This is a genomic window from Bradyrhizobium sp. LLZ17 (genome assembly GCF_041200145.1).
Lineage (GTDB): Bacteria > Pseudomonadota > Alphaproteobacteria > Rhizobiales > Xanthobacteraceae > Bradyrhizobium.
This window is the reverse complement of record NZ_CP165734.1, coordinates 7,255,749-7,278,252: the sequence shown is the minus strand read 5'-3', so window position 1 is coordinate 7,278,252 and position 22,504 is coordinate 7,255,749. Positions and strand designations below refer to the sequence as shown.

Here is a 22,504-nt window from a genome sequence, read left to right as displayed (position 1 = left end):
CGAAACGCTGGCATGCACGGTGTAGGAGCCGCCGTCGCTGAGCGCGGCGACGTCGGCCTGCGCGACCGAGGTCGACCAGGTGTGATCGGCGGCAACGGTGCCGGTGTAGTCGTGGCCGTTGAGGCTGACGGTGACGGTCTGGCCGGCCTCGACGCCGGTGGTGGCGCCGCTGATGGTCAGGGCGGATTGCGACTCCAGGGCGTTGACGACGTCGTCGAGCGCGATGGTGTTGATGGTGATGGCCGCGCTCGTCGACCGCGAGGCTGTGGTCGGCGGCGGCCGGGTTGCCGGCGACATCCGAAACGCTGGCATGCACGGTGTAGGAGCCGCCGTCGCTGAGCGCGGCGACGTCGGCCTGCGCGACCGAGGTCGACCAGGTGTGATCGGCGGCAACGGTGCCGGTGTAGTCGTGGCCGTTGAGGCTGACGGTGACGGTCTGGCCGGCCTCGACGCCGGTGGTGGCGCCGCTGATGGTCAGGGCGGATTGCGACTCCAGGGCGTTGACGACGTCGTCGAGCGCGATGGTGTTGATGGTGATGGCCGCGCTCTCGTCGACCGCGAGGCTGTGGTCGGCGGCGGCCGGGTTGCCGGCGACATCCGAAACGCTGGCATGCACGGTGTAGGAGCCGCCGTCGCTGAGCGCGGCGACGTCGGCCTGCGCGACCGAGGTCGACCAGGTGTGATCGGCGGCAACGGTGCCGGTGTAGTCGTGGCCGTTGAGGCTGACGGTGACGGTCTGGCCGGCCTCGACGCCGGTGGTGGCGCCGCTGATGGTCAGGGCGGATTGCGACTCCAGGGCGTTGACGACGTCGTCGAGCGCGATGGTGTTGATGGTGATGGCCGCGCTCTCGTCGACCGCGAGGCTGTGGTCGGCGGCGGCCGGGTTGCCGGCGACATCCGAAACGCTGGCATGCACGGTGTAGGAGCCGCCGTCGCTGAGCGCGGCGACGTCGGCCTGCGCGACCGAGGTCGACCAGGTGTGATCGGCGGCAACGGTGCCGGTGTAGTCGTGGCCGTTGAGGCTGACGGTGACGGTCTGGCCGGCCTCGACGCCGGTGGTGGCGCCGCTGATGGTCAGGGCGGATTGCGACTCCAGGGCGTTGACGACGTCGTCGAGCGCGATGGTGTTGATGGTGATGGCCGCGCTCTCGTCGACCGCGAGGCTGTGGTCGGCGGCGGCCGGGTTGCCGGCGACATCCGAAACGCTGGCATGCACGGTGTAGGAGCCGCCGTCGCTGAGCGCGGCGACGTCGGCCTGCGCGACCGAGGTCGACCAGGTGTGATCGGCGGCAACGGTGCCGGTGTAGTCGTGGCCGTTGAGGCTGACGGTGACGGTCTGGCCGGCCTCGACGCCGGTGGTGGCGCCGCTGATGGTCAGGGCGGATTGCGACTCCAGGGCGTTGACGACGTCGTCGAGCGCGATGGTGTTGATGGTGATGGCCGCGCTCTCGTCGACCGCGAGGCTGTGGTCGGCGGCGGCCGGGTTGCCGGCGACATCCGAAACGCTGGCATGCACGGTGTAGGAGCCGCCGTCGCTGAGCGCGGCGACGTCGGCCTGCGCGACCGAGGTCGACCAGGTGTGATCGGCGGCAACGGTGCCGGTGTAGTCGTGGCCGTTGAGGCTGACGGTGACGGTCTGGCCGGCCTCGACGCCGGTGGTGGCGCCGCTGATGGTCAGGGCGGATTGCGACTCCAGGGCGTTGACGACGTCGTCGAGCGCGATGGTGTTGATGGTGATGGCCGCGCTCTCGTCGACCGCGAGGCTGTGGTCGGCGGCGGCCGGGTTGCCGGCGACATCCGAAACGCTGGCATGCACGGTGTAGGAGCCGCCGTCGCTGAGCGCGGCGACGTCGGCCTGCGCGACCGAGGTCGACCAGGTGTGATCGGCGGCAACGGTGCCGGTGTAGTCGTGGCCGTTGAGGCTGACGGTGACGGTCTGGCCGGCCTCGACGCCGGTGGTGGCGCCGCTGATGGTCAGGGCGGATTGCGACTCCAGGGCGTTGACGACGTCGTCGAGCGCGATGGTGTTGATGGTGATGGCCGCGCTCTCGTCGACCGCGAGGCTGTGGTCGGCGGCGGCCGGGTTGCCGGCGACATCCGAAACGCTGGCATGCACGGTGTAGGAGCCGCCGTCGCTGAGCGCGGCGACGTCGGCCTGCGCGACCGAGGTCGACCAGGTGTGATCGGCGGCAACGGTGCCGGTGTAGTCGTGGCCGTTGAGGCTGACGGTGACGGTCTGGCCGGCCTCGACGCCGGTGGTGGCGCCGCTGATGGTCAGGGCGGATTGCGACTCCAGGGCGTTGACGACGTCGTCGAGCGCGATGGTGTTGATGGTGATGGCCGCGCTCTCGTCGACCGCGAGGCTGTGGTCGGCGGCGGCCGGGTTGCCGGCGACATCCGAAACGCTGGCATGCACGGTGTAGGAGCCGCCGTCGCTGAGCGCGGCGACGTCGGCCTGCGCGACCGAGGTCGACCAGGTGTGATCGGCGGCAACGGTGCCGGTGTAGTCGTGGCCGTTGAGGCTGACGGTGACGGTCTGGCCGGCCTCGACGCCGGTGGTGGCGCCGCTGATGGTCAGGGCGGATTGCGACTCCAGGGCGTTGACGACGTCGTCGAGCGCGATGGTGTTGATGGTGATGGCCGCGCTCTCGTCGACCGCGAGGCTGTGGTCGGCGGCGGCCGGGTTGCCGGCGACATCCGAAACGCTGGCATGCACGGTGTAGGAGCCGCCGTCGCTGAGCGCGGCGACGTCGGCCTGCGCGACCGAGGTCGACCAGGTGTGATCGGCGGCAACGGTGCCGGTGTAGTCGTGGCCGTTGAGGCTGACGGTGACGGTCTGGCCGGCCTCGACGCCGGTGGTGGCGCCGCTGATGGTCAGGGCGGATTGCGACTCCAGGGCGTTGACGACGTCGTCGAGCGCGATGGTGTTGATGGTGATGGCCGCGCTCTCGTCGACCGCGAGGCTGTGGTCGGCGGCGGCCGGGTTGCCGGCGACATCCGAAACGCTGGCATGCACGGTGTAGGAGCCGCCGTCGCTGAGCGCGGCGACGTCGGCCTGCGCGACCGAGGTCGACCAGGTGTGATCGGCGGCAACGGTGCCGGTGTAGTCGTGGCCGTTGAGGCTGACGGTGACGGTCTGGCCGGCCTCGACGCCGGTGGTGGCGCCGCTGATGGTCAGGGCGGATTGCGACTCCAGGGCGTTGACGACGTCGTCGAGCGCGATGGTGTTGATGGTGATGGCCGCGCTCTCGTCGACCGCGAGGCTGTGGTCGGCGGCGGCCGGGTTGCCGGCGACATCCGAAACGCTGGCATGCACGGTGTAGGAGCCGCCGTCGCTGAGCGCGGCGACGTCGGCCTGCGCGACCGAGGTCGACCAGGTGTGATCGGCGGCAACGGTGCCGGTGTAGTCGTGGCCGTTGAGGCTGACGGTGACGGTCTGGCCGGCCTCGACGCCGGTGGTGGCGCCGCTGATGGTCAGGGCGGATTGCGACTCCAGGGCGTTGACGACGTCGTCGAGCGCGATGGTGTTGATGGTGATGGCCGCGCTCTCGTCGACCGCGAGGCTGTGGTCGGCGGCGGCCGGGTTGCCGGCGACATCCGAAACGCTGGCATGCACGGTGTAGGAGCCGCCGTCGCTGAGCGCGGCGACGTCGGCCTGCGCGACCGAGGTCGACCAGGTGTGATCGGCGGCAACGGTGCCGGTGTAGTCGTGGCCGTTGAGGCTGACGGTGACGGTCTGGCCGGCCTCGACGCCGGTGGTGGCGCCGCTGATGGTCAGGGCGGATTGCGACTCCAGGGCGTTGACGACGTCGTCGAGCGCGATGGTGTTGATGGTGATGGCCGCGCTCTCGTCGACCGCGAGGCTGTGGTCGGCGGCGGCCGGGTTGCCGGCGACATCCGAAACGCTGGCATGCACGGTGTAGGAGCCGCCGTCGCTGAGCGCGGCGACGTCGGCCTGCGCGACCGAGGTCGACCAGGTGTGATCGGCGGCAACGGTGCCGGTGTAGTCGTGGCCGTTGAGGCTGACGGTGACGGTCTGGCCGGCCTCGACGCCGGTGGTGGCGCCGCTGATGGTCAGGGCGGATTGCGACTCCAGGGCGTTGACGACGTCGTCGAGCGCGATGGTGTTGATGGTGATGGCCGCGCTCTCGTCGACCGCGAGGCTGTGGTCGGCGGCGGCCGGGTTGCCGGCGACATCCGAAACGCTGGCATGCACGGTGTAGGAGCCGCCGTCGCTGAGCGCGGCGACGTCGGCCTGCGCGACCGAGGTCGACCAGGTGTGATCGGCGGCAACGGTGCCGGTGTAGTCGTGGCCGTTGAGGCTGACGGTGACGGTCTGGCCGGCCTCGACGCCGGTGGTGGCGCCGCTGATGGTCAGGGCGGATTGCGACTCCAGGGCGTTGACGACGTCGTCGAGCGCGATGGTGTTGATGGTGATGGCCGCGCTCTCGTCGACCGCGAGGCTGTGGTCGGCGGCGGCCGGGTTGCCGGCGACATCCGAAACGCTGGCATGCACGGTGTAGGAGCCGCCGTCGCTGAGCGCGGCGACGTCGGCCTGCGCGACCGAGGTCGACCAGGTGTGATCGGCGGCAACGGTGCCGGTGTAGTCGTGGCCGTTGAGGCTGACGGTGACGGTCTGGCCGGCCTCGACGCCGGTGGTGGCGCCGCTGATGGTCAGGGCGGATTGCGACTCCAGGGCGTTGACGACGTCGTCGAGCGCGATGGTGTTGATGGTGATGGCCGCGCTCTCGTCGACCGCGAGGCTGTGGTCGGCGGCGGCCGGGTTGCCGGCGACATCCGAAACGCTGGCATGCACGGTGTAGGAGCCGCCGTCGCTGAGCGCGGCGACGTCGGCCTGCGCGACCGAGGTCGACCAGGTGTGATCGGCGGCAACGGTGCCGGTGTAGTCGTGGCCGTTGAGGCTGACGGTGACGGTCTGGCCGGCCTCGACGCCGGTGGTGGCGCCGCTGATGGTCAGGGCGGATTGCGACTCCAGGGCGTTGACGACGTCGTCGAGCGCGATGGTGTTGATGGTGATGGCCGCGCTCTCGTCGACCGCGAGGCTGTGGTCGGCGGCGGCCGGGTTGCCGGCGACATCCGAAACGCTGGCATGCACGGTGTAGGAGCCGCCGTCGCTGAGCGCGGCGACGTCGGCCTGCGCGACCGAGGTCGACCAGGTGTGATCGGCGGCAACGGTGCCGGTGTAGTCGTGGCCGTTGAGGCTGACGGTGACGGTCTGGCCGGCCTCGACGCCGGTGGTGGCGCCGCTGATGGTCAGGGCGGATTGCGACTCCAGGGCGTTGACGACGTCGTCGAGCGCGATGGTGTTGATGGTGATGGCCGCGCTCTCGTCGACCGCGAGGCTGTGGTCGGCGGCGGCCGGGTTGCCGGCGACATCCGAAACGCTGGCATGCACGGTGTAGGAGCCGCCGTCGCTGAGCGCGGCGACGTCGGCCTGCGCGACCGAGGTCGACCAGGTGTGATCGGCGGCAACGGTGCCGGTGTAGTCGTGGCCGTTGAGGCTGACGGTGACGGTCTGGCCGGCCTCGACGCCGGTGGTGGCGCCGCTGATGGTCAGGGCGGATTGCGACTCCAGGGCGTTGACGACGTCGTCGAGCGCGATGGTGTTGATGGTGATGGCCGCGCTCTCGTCGACCGCGAGGCTGTGGTCGGCGGCGGCCGGGTTGCCGGCGACATCCGAAACGCTGGCATGCACGGTGTAGGAGCCGCCGTCGCTGAGCGCGGCGACGTCGGCCTGCGCGACCGAGGTCGACCAGGTGTGATCGGCGGCAACGGTGCCGGTGTAGTCGTGGCCGTTGAGGCTGACGGTGACGGTCTGGCCGGCCTCGACGCCGGTGGTGGCGCCGCTGATGGTCAGGGCGGATTGCGACTCCAGGGCGTTGACGACGTCGTCGAGCGCGATGGTGTTGATGGTGATGGCCGCGCTCTCGTCGACCGCGAGGCTGTGGTCGGCGGCGGCCGGGTTGCCGGCGACATCCGAAACGCTGGCATGCACGGTGTAGGAGCCGCCGTCGCTGAGCGCGGCGACGTCGGCCTGCGCGACCGAGGTCGACCAGGTGTGATCGGCGGCAACGGTGCCGGTGTAGTCGTGGCCGTTGAGGCTGACGGTGACGGTCTGGCCGGCCTCGACGCCGGTGGTGGCGCCGCTGATGGTCAGGGCGGATTGCGACTCCAGGGCGTTGACGACGTCGTCGAGCGCGATGGTGTTGATGGTGATGGCCGCGCTCTCGTCGACCGCGAGGCTGTGGTCGGCGGCGGCCGGGTTGCCGGCGACATCCGAAACGCTGGCATGCACGGTGTAGGAGCCGCCGTCGCTGAGCGCGGCGACGTCGGCCTGCGCGACCGAGGTCGACCAGGTGTGATCGGCGGCAACGGTGCCGGTGTAGTCGTGGCCGTTGAGGCTGACGGTGACGGTCTGGCCGGCCTCGACGCCGGTGGTGGCGCCGCTGATGGTCAGGGCGGATTGCGACTCCAGGGCGTTGACGACGTCGTCGAGCGCGATGGTGTTGATGGTGATGGCCGCGCTCTCGTCGACCGCGAGGCTGTGGTCGGCGGCGGCCGGGTTGCCGGCGACATCCGAAACGCTGGCATGCACGGTGTAGGAGCCGCCGTCGCTGAGCGCGGCGACGTCGGCCTGCGCGACCGAGGTCGACCAGGTGTGATCGGCGGCAACGGTGCCGGTGTAGTCGTGGCCGTTGAGGCTGACGGTGACGGTCTGGCCGGCCTCGACGCCGGTGGTGGCGCCGCTGATGGTCAGGGCGGATTGCGACTCCAGGGCGTTGACGACGTCGTCGAGCGCGATGGTGTTGATGGTGATGGCCGCGCTCTCGTCGACCGCGAGGCTGTGGTCGGCGGCGGCCGGGTTGCCGGCGACATCCGAAACGCTGGCATGCACGGTGTAGGAGCCGTCGGGCAGCTGCGCATGGGCGAGATCCGCCGCCGGCGCGCTCACCGACCAGGCGTTGTTCGTCACCGTGCTGGTATAGGCATGGCCGTTCAGCACGACGGTGACGGTCTGGCCGTTCTCCACCCCCGTGGTGGTGCCGCTGATGGTCAGGTTCGAGGCCGATTCTGCCAGGTTGAGCCGGTCGTCGCCGGCGATCTGGTTGATCGCAATCGTCGGCTTGGTCTCGTCGACCGTGAGGCTATGAGTTGCCTGGATCGCCGGGTTGCCGGCCAGATCCGAGACATTGGCCGTAACCGTGTAGCTGCCGTCGGGCAGCTGCGCATGGGCGAGATCCGCCGCCGGCGCGCTCACCGACCAGGCGTTGTTCGTCACCGTGCTGGTATAGGCATGGCCGTTCAGCACGACGCTGACGGTCTGGCCGTTCTCCACCCCCGTGGTGGTGCCGCTGATGGTCAGGTTCGAGGCCGATTCTGCCAGGTTGAGCCGGTCGTCGCCGGCGATCTGGTTGATCGCAATCGTCGGCTTGGTCTCGTCGACCGTGAGGCTATGGGTTGCCTGGATCGCCGGGTTGCCGGCCAGATCCGAGACATTGGCCGTAACCGTGTAGCTGCCGTCGGGCAGCTGCGCATGGGCGAGATCCGCCGCCGGCGCGCTCACCGACCAGGCGTTGTTCGTCACCGTGCTGGTATAGGCATGGCCGTTCAGCACGACGCTGACGGTCTGGCCGTTCTCCACCCCCGTGGTGGTGCCGCTGATGGTCAGGTTCGAGGCCGATTCTGCCAGGTTGAGCCGGTCGTCGCCGGCGATCTGGTTGATCGCAATCGTCGGCTTGGTCTCGTCGACCGTGAGGCTATGGGTTGCCTGGATCGCCGGGTTGCCGGCCAGATCCGAGACATTGGCCGTAACCGTGTAGCTGCCGTCGGGCAGCTGCGCATGGGCGAGATCCGCCGCCGGCGCGCTCACCGACCAGGCGTTGTTCGTCACCGTGCTGGTATAGGCATGGCCGTTCAGCACGACGCTGACGGTCTGGCCGTTCTCCACCCCCGTGGTGGTGCCGCTGATGGTCAGGTTCGAGGCCGATTCTGCCAGGTTGAGCCGGTCGTCGCCGGCGATCTGGTTGATCGCAATCGTCGGCTTGGTCTCGTCGACCGTGAGGCTATGGGTTGCCTGGATCGCCGGGTTGCCGGCCAGATCCGAGACATTGGCCGTAACCGTGTAGCTGCCGTCGGGCAGCTGCGCATGGGCGAGATCCGCCGCCGGCGCGCTCACCGACCAGGCGTTGTTCGTCACCGTGCTGGTATAGGCATGGCCGTTCAGCACGACGCTGACGGTCTGGCCGTTCTCCACCCCCGTGGTGGTGCCGCTGATGGTCAGGTTCGAGGCCGATTCTGCCAGGTTGAGCCGGTCGTCGCCGGCGATCTGGTTGATCGCAATCGTCGGCTTGGTCTCGTCGACCGTGAGGCTATGAGTTGCCTGGATCGCCGGGTTGCCGGCCAGATCCGAGACATTGGCCGTAACCGTGTAGCTGCCGTCGGGCAGCTGCGCATGGGCGAGATCCGCCGCCGGCGCGCTCACCGACCAGGCGTTGTTCGTCACCGTGCTGGTATAGGCATGGCCGTTCAGCACGACGCTGACGGTCTGGCCGTTCTCCACCCCCGTGGTGGTGCCGCTGATGGTCAGGTTCGAGGCCGATTCTGCCAGGTTGAGCCGGTCGTCGCCCGAGATCGTGCCGATCGCAATCGTCGGCGGTGTCTCGTCGACGGTCACGGAGTGAGAATCGGACGCAACGGTCGCACTGCCAACTGTAACTGTGGCGCCTAGCGTGTAGGAGCCGTCCGCGATATAGCCCGGCCCCGGCACAGATTTCAAATCACTGGCGGGGATCTGTGCCGTCCAGGTACCATTCGATGCGACAACGGCTGTGTAGTTGTGCCCATTGAGGGTGACGATCAGGTGAGCATTCGGCGTGAAATGCGCAACCGTGCCCGTCACGGTCACGCCGTTCGCAGCATCCGAGGAATTGATCAGCCAGGGATTTGATTGCTGCGGCTCGATCGGGTTGATATGGACGGTGAACGCGGTTGGGGGGTCGACCGCAATGAAGTCGGTGGGATTGAGGGCGGTGACCCCCGCGACCTGGAATTTCAGATCGGCGGCACCGTCGCCGTTCGTATCCACATAAACAAACACCCCGCCCGATCCGTCGGGCGTGTACCAGACCCCGTATCCGTTCGTCGTACCCATCGTTGAGGTGTTGGCAGGTTGAGCGCCAAACCAGCGGAATTCAGCGAGCCCGGCCGCGAACGCAGTCACGCCTCCCGCGCTCGAGACGGATTGGTCACTGATAAGCTGGCTAAAATCGAGCTTGTCGGCGCCAACTTGGAAGTTGGTGATCTGGTCCCAGGTTTGGGCCAGCTGTCCGCCGGGATTCAGCTGTCCGGCAGCAGGAGAATCCGTTGCCCGCGCGAACACAAAATAATCGGAGCCCAATCCGCCCGACATCACGTCGGCACCGGCGCCGCCTTGAATGATGTTGTGAATGGCCGCGTTGCTGGCGATGCCCTGGATGTTGTCCTTACCGGCACTGCCGTCCAAGGCGTCGGTCACGAGCTGGGTCGTTCCGGTGAACAGCGAAAGATTGTTGACGTCAGTGACGAAGCTCGCGATCGACTCGGCCTTGCCGCTCAGGAGCACGTTTGCCTGCCCGGCGACGGTTTGGCCCGTGATTGGGTCAAACTGACCGATGGCCTTACCATATTGGTCGGTTTGCTCGAGAAAGAAGCCGGTCCCGAGATTGCTCTGATAATAAACCGACGATGCCGTATTATAGCCGATCGTGTAGTAGTTGGCACCGACCTGGAAGGTTAGCAGCAGCTGCCCCGCCTGAAATGCCTGTTGGATTGTTGTCGTTTGCGTCGCGTTGGTGCTGGTGGTCAGGAACGATGAAATATCGGCCCAGTAAATGTATTCGACACCGTTGGTGTCGTTGGTCTTGATCGCATCGAGCACATTGAGGTTGTCGACGGTGGTGCCGTTGCCGGAATCCATGATGCCCTGGTATCTGACCATGGCATCGCCTGTGACGGGCGCGAACGCAGGCGCATCGAGGGTCCAGCTTCCGCCTCTTTCCGAAGATCCGACGAGATTGCTCGAGCCCCGTACCTCAGCGTGTGTGTAATCCGCCATAGCCGCGATCAGCGATCGGCCGCGCGTGCCTCGGGCGGTTTGGCAACACCACAGCCGAAGTTCCCCATCGGCAACAGCTGCTCCGATAAGGGGAAGCTCATTGATGAAGCGCGGGAGTGTTTCAACCGACAGGGATCCGGAACTGAAGCAAATTTCGCCAGGCTTTCCGTGCGCGATGACGTGAACAGCCTCCAGAGCACCCCTGCCCTTCAGCGCACCGGCGATCTGCCGCAGCGCAGGCTCGTCACTTGAGAGCAGGACCGGCTCGACATCGGGTCGGATGCCTTTGAGCAAGGTTTCGAGATCGTCGACGCCTGGATCGATAAAGGCGATTTCGGTCTTGGATGTTGTGCTCGCCGGGCCTGAACTCTTGCCGAGCGCGTGGGGATGAGCAGTGGCGATGGCGCGATCGATTGCGCTCGAGATCGTCATTGCATTCGTGTGCGAACGGATGGTCATGAAAGCTGCTTTCTCAAATCGGGTCGATGAATGCTTCGGATGAATATCGATGAAGGTGGCGGACAAGGCCGCGATCGGGTCGCTATTCCTGACGGGACGCGGCTGAGCGGCGCGGCGCTTCATGGACGTTTGGCGCGGCAGCGCATCGGCCAGGGATTGCGGCGGGAACTCAGACGAGGCGCGCTGTCTGCTCGGCAGTGACGGCCAGTCAAAGGCTTCCGGGCACGCAGAGTGCGCGAACCTGGAAAGGCGAGATCCCGTTGTGGACCGATCAATCGGCCGCTCGGCGGCCGGTCCGGCAAAAACAACACTACGCAACGCGCAACTCCCACTCTGCCTCGCAGAGCAGGCGCGAAACGCATTCGCCTCTAGCCTTCACCGAAAGTGCCCCGCGCCCGAAAAAATCTGGAGCGCATTGGCAGAGCAGTGGTTTTGTCAAAATCTGCTCAGTGGCGCGATGTACGTGAAATGCTTGCGAACGCTGTCTTCGACCCCTGCCCGGCGGGTGACCGGCACTCGACCGCCCACCTGCGCAAAACCGCTGTTATCGAAATCTTCTTTGGTATGGTCTTAGGATTTGCCGCAACCCCGCTCAGGTGATTGCAATTGGGGCTGGCAAATCCTTGCCTAAATTAATCGCAGGCTGGCGCAAAACTGCCCGCCGGTCTATACCCACTACGCATAGGATCCATTTTTAACATTAACTGCCCGGCCCTTATTTCTCTTTGCGTTCAACGTGTTCCTTCCGAGCCTTCTGCGGCCCGTAGGACTACGGATACTTCGTTGAGGCCCGCTTCGGATTGTGTCTCGCTCCGCATCGATCGTACCTCGTGCTCCAACAGGCGGTGATGGCCGTCTCGAAGCTGCAAGACTTCGGAGCTGCGCTCGGGCGCCCTTGGGTCAGCGCCGAAGAGGTTTTCGGTCGCGCACACTGATGCGATGCCTCGTCGAAGAACAGTACCGAGCATCGTGCTCGCGTTGTGGTCTTCAACATCGCGGAGGATGTCTCAGGAGGGTCGCGGTGGAGATCGCAAAATGAACTTCGCCGCCGCTTTGTTCGCGGGCCTACGCTCTTGATTTTCGTGGCGGAGCCATGCGGCAGCTTGGCGGAGTTCGCGCCGAGCAAGCCAAGGTTGCAGGGGCCCGAACCGGGGCTATCGTGCCGGAACCACTCCGACGATCTCGGTTGAGGTACTGTAGGCGCTCCCTCCGTCAGAGCCTTGCCTGTTGCGGGAAACGAGCCCAGGCTGAGCCCCCCGTCGCGACAGCCCAGAAGGCGAAAAGCGCAAGGCTCGCTATTCTGCCCAGGACGGCCGAAATGAAGATCAGACTTTTGCGTGGATCCCATGTTGTGAAAGAAGTCGAGTTTCCGGCAAGCCTTTCGCCGCTTGAGATTCATCGGCTCTCGGTTGATTTGATGTTCGAGCACTTCGAGCGAAACGCCACCCACATTTGGCCGCTCGAGGAAGACTCGCGCGGGTCACGCCACCAAATTCAAGTGATTTCTGACGAGGGAAATGTTTTGAAGAGCTTTGATATTCGAGAAATGGCCAAAGAGTTCGGCCTTGGATTTCTTGCCAGAAAGGTGGAGGGAGGAGCTACAAAATGAGCCAACCCGCTTCGAGCTTCGGTGCGGCGCACGACGGCCATTGCTGAGGCCTTTGCATCGTGGGTATCTGCCCGACGGCAAAGATCGCTGCGCAATAGCTCGAACAATCGAAAAGCCGCTTTCGGATGGCTTTTTCGGCTCGAACGGTCCCCCCCTCAACTTTTGAGACCCGCCAGTTTAATCTTCCTCGAGCTCTGGAAGATCCCACAACACAAACGCCAAAATTATGAGCCCGGGAGTCCAAGCTAGCATGATTCCAAAGGCAATAGCCTCTATCGTCGTCATGTCCCCTCCGGGATTGACATCTATCTGAGCAATTCTGGCTGAGTCCCGCTCAGCGCGCAGCCGCGCGAGCGGCGGTGTGCACAACAAACTGAGTTTTCAGAGCATCGAAGAGGTCGATCGCACCAGCCGCCGTAGTCTTACGGCCTACGTCTCCATCTCTCGGATTCTCGCTCGGACCGCTCTCATGGTGCTTGCGATCAGTGCGCCTGTACGCGCTGGAACGCGCAATTGCGACCCATGGGCCAGGTCCTGAATCTCGGACGATTATTCTGCAACGTGTGTCGCGGGCCATTTATATTCCCGCCAACGTGCAGTCTGTGTCGCGGCAACGCCACACTCGATCGTGGTCGAGTAGCTCAGCCATTTGGCTTTCGCCCTCACAGATCCGGGCAGGCGGCTTTCCCGCACCCGGCTCTTCCCGAGGGTAACCCGCGTCATATCCGCGCCTGCGCCCAAGTGCGAGTGATGCGTGGAACGGGCAGACGGAAGCGTGCCGTCAGGGCCTCGAACTCCGACCAGCCCATGCGCCGACTTTTCTGACTGCGCCGTCTCAGACAGTGCAGCCAGATCCGACGCACTTCGCGGTAGAAGCCGTTAAGCGCTGGATAATTGTGCGGCCTGCCGTAGTAGCCGTAGTGTCCACGCAGCACTGCGGCGAACCACTCGTGCTGGGTGGCCAGTGACTCGTGCATGAGCCGCCAGGCCTCCTGGCGCAACGCCGTCAGCTTGCGCGTCAGGCGTTTCCCTTCCGTCTTGTGCTTCACGATAAACCGGCCGTCCCGGGTCCGCCCGCAGTAGTGGGTGAAGCCGAGGAAGGCGAAGGTCTCGGGTCGCCGCTCGCCGCGCCGCTGACGCGAGAGGGCCGCAAATCGACCGAACTCGATCAACCGCGTCTTGCCCTCATGAAGCATCAGGCCAAAGCTGGCCAGCCGCGCCTTGAGGGCCAAGAGCATCTCCTGCGCATCCACCTTGCTCTCGAAGCCCATGACGAAGTCGTCCGCATAGCGAACGGCCACAACGCGACCGCGTGCGCGGCGACGGCGCCATTGGTGGACCCAGAGATCGAGGATGTAGTGCAGAAAGATGTTGGCGAGGAGCGGACTGATGCCCGCCCCCTGCGGGGTACCCCTGTCCGTTTCTTGCTTCTCGCCGCTCTCAAGAATGCCGGCCCGCAGCCACAGCTCTATGAGCCGCAATATGCGAGGATCGGCGATCCTGTGCGCCACCATCCGCAGCAGCCACTCGTGGTCGACCGAGTCGAAGAAGTTGCGTATGTCGGCATCGAGCACCCAGTTGACGCGCTGGCTCATGATCGCCGTGTGCAAGGCGTCAAGCGCCATATGAGGATTCCGCCCCGGCCGGAAGCCGTAGGAGAACCCGAGGAAGTCGACCTCGTAGACGGAGCTCAGCACCTCGGCTACCGCGCTTTGGACAATCTTGTCCTCTAGCGCCGGCACACCGAGAGGCCGCTTACCGCCATCGGCTTTGGGGATGTAGACTCGTCGCACCGGCTGTGGCCGGTAGCGACCCGTGTGGACGCGTCCGCAGAGCTCCCGGAGGTTATCCGTGAGCCTCTCTTCGTACTTCGCCACCGTTATCCCGTCGACCCCCGCGCTGGCCTGCCGCTTTTGTCGTCGAAACGCCCGACGCAGAGCGTCCTCGTTGACGTGGTGCAGCAAGGCCGTGAACCGGGTTTGAGCAGCCTGCTTGGCTGCCGTGTTCACCCGTTCGAGGTTCGGCGGCAAGGCAACCCGGCTCTGTGTCCGGACCCTGGCCTTCTCGCGCGGGCTCCCCTCGGGCTGACCCCTTCCCTCCATGCGTCTCGTTTCCTTCGACGACTTCACAGGTACTATGGACCAGTCCGACTCCCGACCTCAGCTCGGACCGCGGCTCTGGCACTGCCTTGCCGCTGCCCCCCGTTGGAGACCAATCCAACGGACCCGGTCGGGCCTCTCATGTTCCGATGATTACCTTCCATGCGTGATCCGGCCATCGACCCCGACGGAGCGGCATCGTCTCGCATAACGACGATGCTCATGCTGCCTTCGTGTTTAGGGAACACACTCGGCCTCCGCGAACATCCACCTTTCGAGGCTCATTCCCGCACCCCGCATGGCTCCTGTCTACACTTCGAACCCCGCGTTGCCGCGACGCCCGCAAGACTCGGTCCCGGCCTGCCTGCTTCGGCTTTGGCCGGATGGGACTTGCACCCACAAGCATTCATCAGCTTGGCATGACGTACCCCCGTGGCGTGGTGTAGCTGGCGGTGGATCACCGCGTTCGCCGGCGAGAGCCGGGCTGGTCAGCTGGCGATAGCCGTGAGGCTGACGCTCGGATCATCGCTCAACGGCGCGATGGTTTCCAGTGTCATGTAACGGGCACGCTGGACCGCCCATTCATCGTTCTGTTCGAGCAGGATCGCGCCGATGAGGCGGACGATGGCATCCTCGTTGGGGAAGATGCCGACCACCTCGGTGCGCCGCTTGATCTCGCCGTTGAGGCGTTCGATCGGGTTGGTGGAGTGCAGCTTGGTCCGATGCTGCGGCGGGAAGGTCATGTAGGCCAGCACGTCGGTCTCGGCCTCGTCGAGGAAGCCGGCCAGCTTCGGCAGCTTTGGCCGGAGCTGGTCGGCGACCTTGCGCCACTGGGTTCGCGCGGCCTCGGCATCGTCCTGTGCGAATGCTGTGGCAATGAAGGCGGAGACGACACGCCGTCCGCTCTTGCCGGCATGCGCCAACGCGTTGCGCATGAAGTGGACGCGGCAGCGCTGCCAGCTGGCATTGAGCACCTTGGCAACAGTGGCCTTGATGCCTTCGTGGGCGTCGGAGACGACCAGCTTGACGCCACGCAGGCCGCGGCGGGCGAGCTTGCGCAGGAACGCGGTCCAGAACGTCTCGGCCTCGGACGGGCCGATGTCCATGCCCAGCACCTCGCGCCGACCGTCGCTGTTGACGCCGACCGCGACAATCACCGCGACCGAGACGATGCGGCCCTGCTGGCGCACCTTCACGTAAGTGGCGTCGATCCACAGATACGGCCAGTCGCCTTCAATCGGGCGGGCGAGAAAGGCCTTCACCTTGTCGTCGATCTCGGCGCAGAGCCGGCTGACCTGGCTCTTGGAGATGCCGGTCATGCCCATGGCCTGCACCAGATCGTCCACCGAACGGGTCGAGACGCCCTGCACATAGGCTTCCTGAACCACGGCGGTGAGCGCCTTCTCGGCCATGCGGCGCGGCTCGAGGAAGCCCGGGAAGTAGGAGCCCTTGCGCAGCTTGGGAATGCGCAGCTCGACCGCACCGGCGCGGGTCTCCCAGGTCCGGTCGCGGTAGCCGTTGCGCTGGGCCAGACGCTCGGGGTTCTTCTCGCCATAGGCCGCCCCGGTCTGGCCTTCCACTTCCAGCTCCATCAGCCTTTGGGCCGCAAAGCCGATCATCTCGCGCAAGAGATCGGCGTCAGGGGTCTTCTCCACGAGCGTGCGCAGGTTCATCATGTCGGCGGTCATCGGTGGTTCCTCTGGTTGCGTTGGCGTATCGCAACCCGATCCTACCGGAGAACTGCCGGTGACCACCGCAAAGCCGCCCGCCCGCTACGGCGCTATTGGGGGGCGCGCGTCCGGGCGGCTTTGCTCTACCGAGCTACACCACTACCGGGGACACGACCCCACACTCCACGATGTTCCGTCCCGGAACATGATTTCGGGAGTCAACATGCCCGCTAAATTCTGAAAGCATTCCGGTTAACCGGGGCTGGAAGTCGAGCATATTAGACATTCAATTTTCCCGGTAGGCCGCAGAGGACGGTGGTCCCCTGCGGCCTTTTTCGGGATGATTTCCGCAGAGCCGCCTTTCTTGCCCGCGCGAAGGGTAAGTGATCAGGCGTTATCACCTCTCAGCGACGCACTACGAGCGTGCATTGGCGCATGCCGTGAGGGCCCTCAAGACAGGGCTGCGGGAACAGTATCGCTCGCTCGATCCGGTCGTGCTGTTGCCGAGATCTGGGCGAGCCAGGACGAACTAGGCAATCGCGTTGATCGTCGTGCCGGACACGCGGGCGGCCTGCAGCGCGCCTGCACAAGCACCACGCCAAAGGAGGCAGCCACTTTCGCGAAGACGCTCGGCAAGACGGAGTGCGGTGCCACGCAGCGGCGCGCTCGTCCGCTCATAAAACCAGGGTCGCATGTCCTCCTTATTCAGATATCAAGCTTCGTGTCCGCAAAAGGAGTGCCGGGCGAAAGGCCATGAGGGGGCTTGGCAGTGCGTCCGAAGCGAGGCAGGCTGGTCACGTTTGGAGGGATCGGTCATGCCCGCTTACCTAGTCCGCGTTGCCGAGACGCATGACCTTATCGGATTTTTCGTCGCTGACGATCTCGGTCAGTTGGTCGATCTAATAGATGAATGCGCCGATCCTAGTGAGTGCGATTACCTAGAACTTCCATCCGGCGCGATCTATTGGGACAAGCCGGCCGTAGCCGTACCGATCGAGGTTGATGAAGGCGACGAGCCCAAGGCGGAAATACCTTGGTCGGGAGCTGACGTGTCATGGAGTTGGTCGGAGGCGATCTATAGCATTGGCGATGACGAGGGCGAATGGGTGCCGCTTTTCACCGAGGAGCGGGAAACTCCCGGCGGGGTCGTGCCGCTGAGACCGCGTCGCTAGTCTTGATTTTTCAGGAGTCCCTGCTTCTTCAATTAGTCGGTCAGAAGCTTTTCGATCAACGACTGAGCGAGCGTTGATCCGCCGCCGATGCCGCCTTGTCAGCTAGTCGTTCGTGAACAACGTTTCTGAGCGCCGTTTTAGGCAAGGTGTAGATGCGATACGCGGCGGCAGAGAATCCGCAATAGGACGCGGAGCTATCGCCAAATTTTGGTGACGGCCTGAGCCGGTCAGGCGGCGGCGGTTGTGGGCTGGCGGTCGGTCGACTTGGCGATGACCTCGATCCCGTCATTGAATGTCACACCGAGAACGAGTTTTGACAACTGGTTGTGGCCATCGAGACGACGCCAGCTTTTGTGCGCGGCCTCAAGCAGTTTGAAGACCATCGCGAGCGCCGTCCTGTTGGATAGGCAGCCTTTCGATCGGATGGTGCGGTGGCGCACGGTGGCGAAGGTGCTTTCGATGGGGTTGGTCGTCCGCAGGTGTTTCCAGTGCTCGGCGGGGAAGTCGTAGAACGCCAGTAGCGTGTCCCGATCCTTGCTCAGGCAGTCGGCCGCCTTCTGGTATTTGGGCGTGTAGCTCTCGATGAAGGCGTCGAACGCCAGCTCGGCTGTGGCCTTGGTTTCGGCCATCCAGATCTCCTGCAACGCGCGTTTGGCTTTCGGCTGCTGGCTCTTCGGCAACTTGGCGAGCACGTTCGCGGTCTTGTGCACCCAGCAGCGCTGCTCGCGCGTTTTCGGCCAGACCTCGCCGGCAGCTTTCCAGAAGCCGAGCGCTCCATCGGCGATGACGAGCCACGGCGGCACGGCGAGCCCGCGCCGCTTCAGATCAAGCAGCAGCTCGCGCCAGTCATGCGCGCTCTCGCGGGAACCATCGGTGAAGCCGACCAGTTCCTTGCGGCCTTCCGGCGTCGCACCGATCAGCACCAGGATGCACTGCTTTTCGTCTTCGAGCCGCGCCTCCAGATGGATGCCGTCGGCCCAGATGTAAACGTAGCGCTTCGCCGACAGATCACGTCCCTGCCACGCGGCGTGTTCGTCGATCCAACCGTCCTTCAGCCGACCGATGGCGGATGCCGACAACCCGGCAGCATCCTTGCCGAGCAGCGCCGCCAGCGCCTCCGAGAAGTCGCCGGTGGAGATACCCTTCAGGTAAAGGATCGGCAGCAGCGTCTCGATCGATTTCGAGCGGCGCATGTAGGGCGGTAGGATCGACGGAGAGAACCGGATGCGACCAGGATCGGTAGCGGCCGCCTCGCGATCGCGTACACGCGGCTGGCAGACGGCGACCAGACCGATGCCGGTCATCACCTCGCGTTCCGGCAGGTGACCGTGGCGCACGACGCGCTGGTGGCCGTCCGCGGTCTTCAAATCGGCATGCTGGCCGAGAAAGTCTGCGACTTCGGCCTCGACCGCCTTGGCGAGAAGGGCACGTGCCCCGTTGCGCAAGACTTCTGTGAGTTGATCGTCGAAGATTCCTGGCTGAATCAGCTGGATGACGTTATCGTTGGACACGGCATATCGCTCCTTCGGTGGAGAAGTGGAGGCGTCAAGCACCCCCACGATATGCCGCCTTTCCGATTCCCGCCGTCACCAACTTTGGGCGATAGCTCAGGACGCGCAAAAGTTCCTTGAACCAGTGGCGGAGCAGGCTGAAGTTGTAGCCGGCGGCGGCGAGCACGGCGTTGATGCGGTCGTACCCGATGCCGATGCCCCGGCGGATGCAGCCGTGAGGTAGGACCCCTGAGTGGGCGGCCAGGCACGCCGCTTCGGGGATGCGCAGCCTCTCGCCGATCTCACGCGCGAACGCTTCAAGGCGCTGCATGGTGTCCCTATCGGCTATCAGCCCGACTGCCCGACGCGCCAATTCAAGCTGATCGAGTCGCCGAAACTCGGGTAGGTAATCCAGCACGCACTCCGCACCGGGACCGGGAGCTACGGGCCTCAGAGACTGTCCGGCGTCTGAGCTTGTGGCGGGTTTTTCTCTCTCTTCAATTGTTGCTCCGCCGCGTACCAAAACTCATCTATCCGACCTTCAGGCCTTCGGCCTCCTCCCAAAGCTTGTAGGCGCGAGCGCGTCTCTCGTCCAAGTCGGCTTGCGACATGGTCAGTTTCCCGACCTGAGGCCCGCGTCTCGGAGTTAGTGATCTGGAGTTAGCGAGGCAGTCGCTCAGTTGCAAAGTAACTCACGCCCACACCAGGGGTGTCCGATCCTGCGACCGTGCAAGGCGCCAACTTTCGCCAGAAGCGAGTGAGCAAATGCAGGATACCCGAAAGCGTCCGCTGCGATCGCTGTGACCAAGAGTTCTCGCAAGGGCGCGTTTCGGGACTAGGGCCGCTCCGACGCCCATGGCCTCGCAAGCGCACGGAACGCATCCAAGCACTTCTTGGATGTAAAGCAGAACTGGGTACCGCCGCCCTGCTTCTCTATCCGCCGATCAATGTTGCGGGGCCCGCGCTGCTTGCGAAGCCTCCAACGAATAACCGATCCCATTTGACGCAGCAATATCGTCCGTCCACAACGCTTAGTTGAGGGTGGGCACGATGGACTGGAAAGAAGAATTAGAGGCGCTGGTTAGGGAATCCGCGGTACTTGTGGATAGTGCGGGAGGCGCAGTGCCTATTGAGAAGCCGCGAGCGCCCAGTGCGCCGACTGCAACGGCCCAGGGACAGGCTTCCCCGCCCGGGGCTCAGCACCAGAGCTGGTACACCTCGGAGCGCGAGCAAATCGGCAAGATAGTTGCGACTTTCAAAGCGCACCAAGAGCGTGTGCGACGCGAGCGCGAGGATTATTTTTGCCGCATGATGCAGCGAGCTCGCGATCTTGCGAGAGGGCACGGCTCCGACGAACAGAGTGAGAGATGACGGCGACGCTATGTCGGAAAAGCGATTCCGCCCGTGCGTCGAAATATCTGAATACCGTTAAGCCCTACGGCCCCTCGAACACCCCCTGCTGTTTCCTCGAAACCGCGTTCTGACGCGGTACTGGACCGCGCCGCTGTCCTCTTTGGCTGATCGGCCGAGCGGCACGAGATGCTTTTTTTATGGGCAAAATCTCAATGAGGCTAGCGACGCGAGCATCTGGCCGTTTACTCGCTTGCCATTTTCAAGCTTTGACAATCTCACACACGATGAACCAATATTCTCTCTGCAAGCTGCGATGACGAAGAACACCCTGATTCGACTATTTGCATTACCTTTTTGAATTTCGAACCGCTTTAGGCCATGCCTATGGAAACCCTCGACGATCTAAGCCCCCAACATGCCGCCTCAATTTCAACAGAGGCGCTTCGACTGATGACTGACTTAAGTATCCCGGTCATTCCTTCGAACTTCACCGTCTGGTTCGCATACGTGCTTGGCCGCTCTCCGGCACTACGGAAAACAATCGACATTTTATGCTCGAATAAACGAGCGTTCGATAAGCCCCTGAATCGCGAGCTGTACAGCACTTTTTTGCGCTCCAACAGCTTGCTCCATGCTGGCCAGAACATAAACGAGGAACTCGGAGTCATATTGCGGAATGTCAGACATGATTTGTCCGGTGCGATTCAGGCAAATGGCGTTCAATCAACCGGATTGAAGCAGGTAGAGGCAACTCTCCATGCCAAAGATTCCGAGTTGGCTCTGAAGCAATTAAGCCGAGAGCTAGTACTAGCGACAGAACGAGCATCTTCGCTTGAGGGAAAACTTGCGGAAGCCTCGCACGAGCTAGACAAGCTCCGGGCCGATCTCGAGCAAGCTGAAGCAACATCCAAAACGGACGCTCTGACCGGACTTGCCAATCGCCGTGCTCTGGAGTCGTTCCTGCGCTCTGAGCAAATTCGGGTCATGGAGCAAGGAGAATCGCTGAGTGTCTTCCTGATCGATGTCGACCATTTCAAAAAATTCAATGACAAATATGGGCACCAGATCGGAGACCAAGTTCTCCGGCTTGTTGCTCAGTGCATCCAACAGGCTATCCGAGACGCTGATTTTGCCGCCCGATACGGAGGTGAGGAGCTAATATGTGTCTTACCGGGTGCTCCGATCGCTACGTGCAAGGACGTCGCCGAACGAGTGCGTAAGCGCATAGCGGACGCGCGGTTGACTAAACGTGCTACCGGCGAGCACGTTGGACAGGTCACTGTTTCGATAGGAGCCACCGAGTTTATCCCAGGAGAGAGCTACGAAGCACTCTTCGAACGATGCGACAAGGCTCTCTATCAGGCCAAGCAGGCCGGCAGAAATTGTACCATGCTACTCTAGCAGGGCCATGATCGGCAGAGTTGCGAGCTTTCGAGTGCATCAATGCCCCACAGGCGAATACGCTTACCGTGAGTGTCGAGCGTGTCGCCATCAATGACGCTCGCTTGCCCCCATTAGATCAGCGGCCAAGGCGCCTGACATGCCCGCCAGCAAGAGCAATGCAAACAGAGCGCGCTTCATTTAGGCCGCCGCTCTCGGCCGTCGCCGCTGCTCTACGCGACCGTGTCGAAGAACTCGTCCTTGCCGACTTGGAGATTTCCGGACTCGCGTGCTGCACGCCGACAGAAAGCACGCAAGGCTGGCGGGGGAGACCGCTGGAGATTATGCGACAGGTAGTTCCGCGTTGACTTCCACTAATCCCCATCCATCGTAGTACTCGTGGCCCGCGCTCGTCCTGATTAGGTCTTCGCGCGTCGAAGGCGCCGCTTGATCGCGCGCGTCGTGCATTCTGGGAAACGGGCACAGGAAAAATTGGGGAAAAACCTGCAACGGCGCGATGCAGCATCGAGTTTTAATTAGAGCGTTGGGCTGCATGGGTGCAGCGTGCCTCCGTGTGGGCGGGGGTACGGTCATGGCAGATGCTCTGCTGATCAATTTCGCGCTTTGGGGAATGATTGTCTGCGCCGGTTTGAAGCTTGCCGATATGATCCCGCTCTTCTTCTAGCTGGAGCAGGATCAATGGATCAGCGGTGATGTCCTAGCGCTCTCGCTGTTACCGCGGGCGGTTGGCATCATCCGCAGCGCTTCCTTCGACGACCCGCAAATGCGATGAAGCCATCGGCTTTATGACGGCGTGGCGCACATTCGCCTGTTTGGGCGGCCTGCTACGCTGCGGTTCCGTGTATGGCGCCAGTTTCAGATAGACTGCCCGACGTTTGCGCGAGATGGCTCCTCGCACCGCGTAACCAGCGGCAAAACCTAACTAATGCCAGTAACCATTCCGAGGATGCCGTTCCCGGCGCGCACCCGGGCAGCGGGCCACACGTTGATGCGCTCGGCCTGTTTTGCGTCGCTAGTTAGATGGTTTCGCAATACGTAGGTCGCCGAACATCTCGGCGTGGAAAGACCCACTCAAAAAATGCGTCCGCATGCCGTCGCTTTCGAGCACGATAGATCCTTCCAAAACCATGATTGTTA

At 64.0% G+C, this 22,504-nt stretch carries 7 protein-coding genes and 3 pseudogenes; 3 read left to right on the top strand and 7 right to left on the bottom strand.

Annotation, left to right across the window (positions count from 1 at the left end; translation table 11 throughout):
• Window positions 1-105: 105 nt before the first annotated feature.
• Window positions 106-297: pseudogene (locus AB8Z38_RS34700) on the bottom strand (hypothetical protein); the annotation flags it as partial.
• A pseudogene (locus tag AB8Z38_RS34695) lies at window positions 290-10,546 on the bottom strand (Ig-like domain-containing protein); the annotation flags it as partial. The pseudogenes AB8Z38_RS34695 and AB8Z38_RS34700, both read right to left, overlap by 8 nt.
• Window positions 10,547-11,891: 1,345 nt before the next feature.
• On the opposite strand from AB8Z38_RS34695, the gene AB8Z38_RS34690 reads away from it, so the two are divergent.
• Entirely contained in the window at window positions 11,892-12,182 is a 291-nt protein-coding gene (locus AB8Z38_RS34690) for a hypothetical protein (protein WP_369722029.1), read from the top strand.
• A 719-nt stretch (window positions 12,183-12,901) separates the two neighbouring features.
• Here the strand turns inward: AB8Z38_RS34690 and ltrA are convergent.
• Both ltrA and AB8Z38_RS34680 read right to left on the bottom strand, forming a co-directional pair.
• The gene (gene ltrA / locus AB8Z38_RS34685; protein WP_369721935.1) at window positions 12,902-14,311 is read right to left on the bottom strand and encodes a group II intron reverse transcriptase/maturase; all 1,410 of its coding nucleotides are present in this window, start codon (window positions 14,309-14,311) and stop codon (window positions 12,902-12,904) included.
• A 458-nt stretch (window positions 14,312-14,769) separates the two neighbouring features.
• The gene (locus AB8Z38_RS34680) at window positions 14,770-15,969 is read right to left on the bottom strand and encodes an IS256 family transposase (protein ID WP_369721934.1); all 1,200 of its coding nucleotides are present in this window, start codon (window positions 15,967-15,969) and stop codon (window positions 14,770-14,772) included.
• A 797-nt stretch (window positions 15,970-16,766) separates the two neighbouring features.
• Here AB8Z38_RS34680 and AB8Z38_RS34675 point away from each other — a divergent pair.
• Window positions 16,767-17,123 carry a hypothetical protein gene (locus tag AB8Z38_RS34675; RefSeq protein ID WP_369722028.1) on the top strand — a complete coding sequence of 119 codons (357 nt, stop codon included), beginning with the start codon at window positions 16,767-16,769 and terminating at the stop codon, window positions 17,121-17,123.
• Between the two features lie 227 nt (window positions 17,124-17,350).
• Here the strand turns inward: AB8Z38_RS34675 and AB8Z38_RS34670 are convergent, their stop codons facing one another.
• Entirely contained in the window at window positions 17,351-18,634 is a 1,284-nt protein-coding gene (locus tag AB8Z38_RS34670) for an IS256 family transposase (protein WP_369722027.1), read from the bottom strand.
• 34 nt (window positions 18,635-18,668) lie between these two features.
• Window positions 18,669-18,944, bottom strand: coding sequence for a hypothetical protein (locus tag AB8Z38_RS34665; protein ID WP_369726805.1), 276 nt, complete (start codon window positions 18,942-18,944; stop codon window positions 18,669-18,671).
• A 1,406-nt stretch (window positions 18,945-20,350) separates the two neighbouring features.
• Between AB8Z38_RS34665 and AB8Z38_RS34660 the strand changes: the two genes are divergently transcribed.
• Window positions 20,351-21,367: a GGDEF domain-containing protein gene (locus AB8Z38_RS34660; RefSeq protein WP_369722026.1), complete on the top strand. Its 1,017-nt coding sequence runs from the start codon at window positions 20,351-20,353 to the stop codon at window positions 21,365-21,367.
• 11 nt (window positions 21,368-21,378) lie between these two features.
• Here AB8Z38_RS34660 and AB8Z38_RS34655 read toward each other — a convergent pair.
• Window positions 21,379-21,508 (bottom strand): annotated as a pseudogene (locus AB8Z38_RS34655) (thermonuclease family protein); the annotation flags it as partial.
• Window positions 21,509-22,504: the final 996 nt, after the last annotated feature.